Origin of the sequence: Alysiella sp. (genome assembly GCF_030525755.1) — a bacterium.
In the GTDB taxonomy this organism is placed as follows: Bacteria; Pseudomonadota; Gammaproteobacteria; order Burkholderiales; family Neisseriaceae; genus Simonsiella.
Map to the genome: position 1 here is coordinate 21,811 of NZ_JAUNEC010000022.1, position 6,684 is coordinate 28,494.

The following is a 6,684-nucleotide window of genomic DNA, read 5'->3' on the forward strand; positions in this document are numbered from 1 at the left end:
TAAACAACATGGGAAAAGCCAAAATGATTTTAGCATGGTTGTTGAAATTGGGTGTGTTTTTCCCTATTTCAGGCAGCCTGAAAGTGAATTTGATGAATAAAAACACATGGATTATCATGATGGCATGGTTGCTGAATGCCTGTGGCGAACAGCCTACCCCTACGCCAGAACCACACAATCCACCACCCCACGCCACGTCCGAAGTATCAAAAGAAAATGTTTCACATGAAACATTTACACCCAAATTGGTGCAATCGGCACGAAACCAAATCGGCAAAACCGTCCGCTACGACCCAGCTTACACCGCGTTGGCATATCCGATGGGCGATGTGCCGTTGGAAAAAGGCGTGTGTACCGATGTCGTGATTCGTGCCTTGCGCGGGCAAAAAATGGATTTGCAGCAACTGGTTCATCAGGACATGAAGAAAAACTTTTCTGTCTATCCCAAACGCTGGGGCTTGAAACGCCCCGACCCCAATATTGACCACAGGCGTGTGCCGAATCTCATCACGTTTTTCACGCGACAAGGTTGGGCGGTGCCGCAAAAGGGCGATTTTCAGGCAGGCGACATTGTAACGTGGGAATTGAACGGCAACCGTTTACCCCATATCGGCATTGTTTCCGATAGAAAAAATGGCGATACGCCTTTGATTATCCACAATATCGGCGCAGGCACGCAGGAAGAAGACATTTTGCACCAACACACGATAACGGGGCATTTTCGCTTGCCCATTTAAGCCAAAAATTCAGGCAGCCTGAACAATCTTTTATCCAAAATGTCGTCTATATTTGACAAAAAACACCTACTTCGTTATGATACTTGTCAAATATAGACGACATTTTTACATCATGAATCGCATCAAACTTTACCGCAAACAAAATCAACTCTCACAACAGGAATTGGCAAATTTGGTAGAAGTGTCGCGCCAAACCATCAATTTAATTGAAAACCAAGACTACAACCCCACGCTGGCTTTATGTATCCGTATCGCCAAAGCGTTGAATACCGATTTAAACACACTTTTTTGGGACGAAAATCATGAATAAATCCACCAAAAAACCGCATGGCAATTTGCTGGACTATGCTGTTGGCAAACAAGATGAACGTGAACGTCAGGAAACCATGCAAAGATTGAGCCATTTGGCTGTGAGTGTGTATTTTTTGTCTTTTATTGTGTGGGCTTTCAGCATGATTTTGGATTGGGAAATGGGCAAAAATGCGATTTGGCTGTTTATTGCATTGGCTTATTTTGTACATGGAAACAAAAAAATCAACCATTTAGCCGATGAAACGCTGTCTGAAACCCACATCACACCCCAAAACGCCACAGTCATGCTGCAACAAGCACGCAAAACTGCATGGATTAAAGGCATATTGGTGGCAAGCATGATTTATGGATTGATTGCTTTGCAGCAGCCTGAATACCGTTTGGGTGCATTGTTTTTTGCTGTGCCAACCGCTTTAATCATTGCGTGGGGATTGTATCGCAGCGCAAAAAAACACATTCAGCAAGAATGGGCTGAATGGGAAAACTGATTTCAATTTCACAAATCCATTTTCAGGCAGCCTGAAAGCAACAAAATGACCCAAATCAACACCTACAAAACCCTATCCGCCCCCTGCCAAGCCGAATTGAAAGACAAAGGCAGCCGTTTCATCGCCTATGCCTACCCCATTTTGACGGCAGACGAAGTCAAAACCATCGTGGATAATTTGCGCCAAGAACACCACAAAGCCCGCCATTGGTGCTACGCCTACCGTTTGGGGGTGGACGGCAACCAATTCCGCGCCAACGATGACGGTGAACCGTCAGGCAGCGCAGGTCGCCCGATTTTGGGGCAAATTGATTCGTTTGAATTGACCGATTGTTTGGTGGTGGTGGTGCGCTATTTTGGCGGGACTTTGCTGGGCGTGTCGGGCTTGATTCACGCCTATAAAACCAGTACGCAAATGGCTTTACAGGCAGCCCAAATCATTGAAAAAAATATTGAAAAGACGGTTTGTTTGCGTTGCGACTATCCGCATTTGAATGACGCTTTACGCATTGCCAAAAATCACCACGCCCAAATCATCGCGCAAGATTTACAACTGGATTGCCGTTTGACCGTGCGTGTGCCTTTGGCGGATTTTGCGGCGGCAATGGCGGCGTGGCAGCATACTAGGGCGATTGATGTGATTGATGAACAAAAAACCGTGTGAAATTGTGTTTCACACGTTTTTTTTCAGGCAGCTTGATTGGGAGAAAGGAGTTTAAAAAACACAATGATTAGAATAGGTTGGGAAATTGTGCTTTTAAATCTTCATCGGTACGCGTTAGATGTGCACGAATTTCGTTGAATTCTAATGTTTGAATGGTGTGTTGTGTATGGGATATGTCTGCGCCCAAGTTTTTTAATTTTTGAATGAGACTTTCCATTAACATGGTTTCTAACGCACTTTGTCCTTCTTTTGAATTCATGGTTTTAACCTTTCTTTAAATGAGATAAATGAAAAAATGTATTAGGTATGCTTGAATGCAGGGTTTATTGTGCCAATGATGCAACCATGACAGCTTTAATGGTGTGCATGCGATTTTCTGCTTGGTCAAACACAATGCTGGCCGACGATTCAAATACTTCTTCGGTTACTTCAATGCCATTGGCAAATTCAGGGTACTGTTGGACAATTTTGCATCCTGTTACCGTTTCGGTATTGTGGAATGCAGGTAAACAATGCATGAATTTGGTGTATGGATTGCCTGTTGCTGCCATCAATGTGGCATTCACTTGATAGGGTTTTAAAGCGGTGATGCGTTCTGCCCACACTTCAGGGGGTTCGCCCATGGAAACCCACACATCGGTATGTACAAAATCCACATTTTGAATGGCTGCTTGAATGTTGTCTGTAATCAATAAACGTGCGCCACTTTCTTGGGCGAATTGCTTGCATTGGGCAATCAAAGCTGCTTCGGGTTGCAAGTTTTTGGGTGCGGCAATGCGTACGTCCATGCCCAATTTTGCGCCTATCATTAACAGTGAGTTACCCATATTGTTGCGTGCATCACCCAAATAAACATAGCTGATTTGATTTAAAGGCTTATTGCTGTGTTCCAGCATGGTCAGTACGTCTGCCAACATTTGTGTGGGGTGCCATTCATCGGTTAAACCGTTGAACACGGGTACGCCTGCATATTGTGCTAACTCTTCCACAATTTCTTGCGAAAACCCGCGATATTCAATGGCATCGTACATTCTACCTAACACGCGTGCGGTATCTTTGATACTTTCTTTGTGTCCGATTTGTGAGGATTGAGGGTCAATATAGGTAACATTTGCGCCTTGGTCGTGTGCTGCTACTTCAAAGGCACAGCGTGTGCGGGTGGAGGTTTTTTCAAAAATCAGTGCGATGTTTTTGCCACGCAAACGTGGCTGTTCGGTACCATTGTATTTGGCGTGCTTTAAATCGCGTGCCAAATCCAACAAAAAACGGATTTCCTGTGGGGTGTGGCGCGACAAGCTCAATAAATGGCGGTTGTGCAAATTGAAAGGCATGGGATTTCCTTTATTAATGCGACAAAATGCAGTTAAGCTGCCTGAAACACATGGCAGCCTCTCAAAATTCAAATAAGCTCCAATTATGCGTGAAATAGCAGCTTCTTGCACGATTTGTTTCAGGCAGCTTGAAAATAGTGTTGTTTAAAAAGCATCATAAATAGTCACAGAATTGAGAAAGTAGCACGTTGTTGTCAACGCCTCTACTACCATACATGGCTCTCGTTGTTGCCTTATATTGCTTTTTCACTTCTATGATTATAATTGCGTTCGTTTTGAAGTGTTGTTTGTATTGTCTTGCTGCCTTTTTCTTTATTCTATATGTTGTGAACTGAATGGAAAAACAGAATATAAGTGGGAGTGCAATTTTTTTCGCCCTGCACTTGTTACTATTTTTAAATGGTTTAATGATAAATTGTGTTTGGTCAGCCATATTTGGGCATATATGACAAGATTTTTCAACTGCCACAACTGAAACAAGACAGATGTGAAATCTGCTTGCAAAAGTTTTCATTCAACTGGAACAGCTGATTACACAAACGGGGGTGTCATCATCGGGTGGTAATGCCAAATCTGCATAATCGGCTTGTTCGGTAAACGGCGTTTTGAGACAGTTTTGTAAACGGTGAATTGCAGCAAAATCGCCTTGCTGTGCCAATTCAATTGCATGGTGTAATAAATGGTTACGTGCAATATAAAGTGGATTGACGGCATTCATTGCGGCAGCACGTTCGTTTGGGTCATGCTGTTCAGTGCGTAAACGGTTGCGGTATGTATAAAGCCAATGTTGGAAAATGGGTTCTTGCACTTTTTTACCCAATAAATTGACAAGTTTTGCAGGCAATGGGGCATTGTGTGTACTATCCAAATCTGCCAAATATCGGAAGAATAAGGTGTAATCGCAGCGTAAGGTGTGTAAAACATGGCTTAAATCATCAAATAATGCCTCATCATTTTTTTCAGGCTGCTTGAAACCCAGTTTAGCACGCATTTGGGTGTGATAAGCTGCCTGAAATTGGGCAACAAAATCATGCAAAATCTGCGACAGTTGCTCATAATCGGCAAGCTCTTGAAAACAGCCACCCAAACGCGATAAATTCCAATGCACGATATACGGCTGTTGATAATAGGCGTAACGTCCTTTGTGGTCGGAATGATTGCAAATATGGTGGCGATTGTATTGGTTCAAAAAGCCGTAAGGACCATAGTCTATTGTTAAACCCAATACTGACATATTATCGGTGTTCAATACGCCATGACAGAAACCAACAGCTTGCCATGCTGCCACCAATTCGGCACTTTTTTGGCAAATAATGCAGCATAAGGTTGCACATCTTCGGCACATTCAGGGTAAAAATGGTGAATTAACCAATCTGCAAGGGTGCGAACAAGGTGGTTTTGTTTTTGGTGATAAAAATGTTCAAAATGTCCGAAACGCAAAAATGTAGGGGCGGTGCGTGTGAGAATGGCGGCGGTCTCGGCTTGTTCTCGGTAAACAGGGTGTGCACTGCCTGCCAAGCACAGGGCGCGACTGGTGGGAATGCCCAGCGCGTGCATGGCTTCGCTGGCAATGTATTCGCGGCGAATGGATGAGCGCAATACGGCACGCCCGTCTGCGAAACGCGAATAGCGAGTTTTGCCTGCACCTTTGAGTTGCCATTCGTGGCGTGTGCCGTGTTGGTCGGTGGCTTCGCCTAATAATAATGCTCGCCCGTCTCCAAGTTGTCCCGCCCAAATGCCGAATTGGTGTCCGCTGTAAACGCTGGCTATGGGGTGAGGATTATCCAGTTTCAGGCAGCCTGAAAACCCATCAACAACAATCCATCGTAAAAAACGCTTTATCAAACGCCAGATTTTTCAAATCTTCGGGGCGGATAAAGAAATTGCCCACACCGCAATCGCCCCACAAAATATCCACGCCTTCGTTATAAGTTCCCCAATCGCTAACCAATTGGAATAACAGTACATAATCTTTCAAATCATACGAGCCATAACCGCGCACATCGTCTTGCGTGAAATACGGATAACCACCTACGCGATGTTGTTCGCTGTTTGAAAATTCATCGTATTTGTCGTGTAAATCCCATTCGTAATCATCGTCTTCGGATTTTTCGTCCAAAAAATCAAATAATTCAGGCACCACTTTACCAAAAGCAAAATCGTGTTGCGTAATCGGCTGTGGCGTGGCAGCCTGAAAATGAATTTGGTAACTGTGATTAGGCGGAAACGGTACGCCATAATCGTTTTCATCAAATTGAACAAAATCAAAATCTTGTTGCAATTCATCTGCGTTTTCAACCACATCAGCATGGTAAATCAATTTGTAGCGCGAATTGTCTGTGTAGTCATCAAAATTGATGCCATAACAATCGTCTTTGCCGTCAATGAAAAACTGCAAAATGCCCTTGCTCGGAAAATCAGGCAAGGCGGGCATTTGCGCGAAATTGATTTGCGCCAAAAAGAACAAAGGCTCGCCATCAGGATTGTTTGGATAAGCAAAATCGCGTGGTAAATAAGGCTTGCCGCCCACTTTGCTGTCCCACAATTGCGTGGGCGTGGCGGTCAGCGTGAATGGTGCGCTGGGCTTGCAACTGGCGATGATTTCATCGGCAAAATCTTGAAACTCAACAGGAATATTTAATGACATAATCTGCTTTCCCTTTTTAAAGTTAATTTAACGCGAGTTTGGGATAAAAGTCATTGATAAATTTAAGTAACCCAGTTCCCTCTCCTGTGGGAGAGGGTTAGGGAGAGGGTAAAACGCTCAATGCTCAACGATTTTTCCCTCTCCCCAGCCCTCTCCCAAAGGAGAGGGAGTAGGTTGCTGGAATATCAACGATTGCATTTCAGGCTGCCTGTAATCATTTCAAATCACATGATTGAAATTACAACGCGTCAATCACTGCATTCAATTTCACGCTGGGGCGCATGGCTTGGGCAACTTTGTCGGCATCAACAAAATAATAGCCGTTCAAATCCACCGCTTTGCCTGCGCCGCTTGCCAATTCCGCCAAAATTTCGCTTTCTTGGCTGGCTAATTTTTCGGCAACGGGCGCAAAAGTCGCTTTCAAATCCGCGTCTTTGTCTTGCGCTGCCAGAGCTTGCGCCCAATACAAAGCGATGTAGAAATGGCTGCCGCGATTGTCCAATTCG

Annotated in this window: 8 protein-coding genes and 1 pseudogene; 4 read left to right on the top strand and 5 right to left on the bottom strand. The window is 44.3% G+C overall.

Annotation, left to right across the window (positions count from 1 at the left end):
* Positions 1-8: 8 nt before the first annotated feature.
* From Q4B82_RS05515 to Q4B82_RS05530, 4 genes are all read left to right on the top strand, one after another.
* Positions 9-737 carry a DUF1287 domain-containing protein gene (locus Q4B82_RS05515; RefSeq protein ID WP_368501333.1) on the top strand — a complete coding sequence of 243 codons (729 nt, stop codon included), beginning with the start codon at positions 9-11 and terminating at the stop codon, positions 735-737.
* A gap of 109 nt (positions 738-846) precedes the next feature.
* On the top strand, positions 847-1,047 hold the full coding sequence (locus Q4B82_RS05520) for a helix-turn-helix transcriptional regulator (protein ID WP_368501334.1): 201 nt from the start codon (positions 847-849) through the stop codon (positions 1,045-1,047).
* Positions 1,040-1,537 carry a hypothetical protein gene (locus tag Q4B82_RS05525; protein ID WP_303065432.1) on the top strand — a complete coding sequence of 166 codons (498 nt, stop codon included), beginning with the start codon at positions 1,040-1,042 and terminating at the stop codon, positions 1,535-1,537. The genes Q4B82_RS05520 and Q4B82_RS05525 overlap by 8 nt, the downstream gene beginning before the upstream one ends.
* A 45-nt stretch (positions 1,538-1,582) precedes the next feature.
* Positions 1,583-2,200 (top strand): YigZ family protein, encoded by a 618-nt coding sequence (locus Q4B82_RS05530; protein WP_303065433.1) that lies wholly within the window; start codon positions 1,583-1,585, stop codon positions 2,198-2,200.
* Between the two features lie 67 nt (positions 2,201-2,267).
* Here the strand turns inward: Q4B82_RS05530 and Q4B82_RS05535 are convergent, their stop codons facing one another.
* From Q4B82_RS05535 to Q4B82_RS05560, 5 genes and pseudogenes are all read right to left on the bottom strand, one after another.
* On the bottom strand, positions 2,268-2,459 hold the full coding sequence (locus tag Q4B82_RS05535; RefSeq protein ID WP_303065434.1) for a phosphoribosyl-ATP pyrophosphatase: 192 nt from the start codon (positions 2,457-2,459) through the stop codon (positions 2,268-2,270).
* A 64-nt stretch (positions 2,460-2,523) separates the two neighbouring features.
* A complete protein-coding gene (locus Q4B82_RS05540; protein WP_303065435.1) occupies positions 2,524-3,531 on the bottom strand; it encodes an ornithine carbamoyltransferase in 1,008 nt (335 codons plus the stop codon).
* A gap of 514 nt (positions 3,532-4,045) precedes the next feature.
* Positions 4,046-5,376: pseudogene (locus Q4B82_RS09510) on the bottom strand (YdiU family protein).
* Positions 5,342-6,178: a YwqG family protein gene (locus Q4B82_RS05555; RefSeq protein WP_303065438.1), complete on the bottom strand. Its 837-nt coding sequence runs from the start codon at positions 6,176-6,178 to the stop codon at positions 5,342-5,344. Before Q4B82_RS05555 ends, Q4B82_RS09510 begins: the two are co-directional and overlap by 35 nt.
* A gap of 238 nt (positions 6,179-6,416) precedes the next feature.
* Positions 6,417-6,684, bottom strand: a 268-nt coding sequence (locus Q4B82_RS05560) for an NADP-dependent isocitrate dehydrogenase (RefSeq protein WP_303065439.1), incomplete at its 5' end; no start/stop codon positions are given.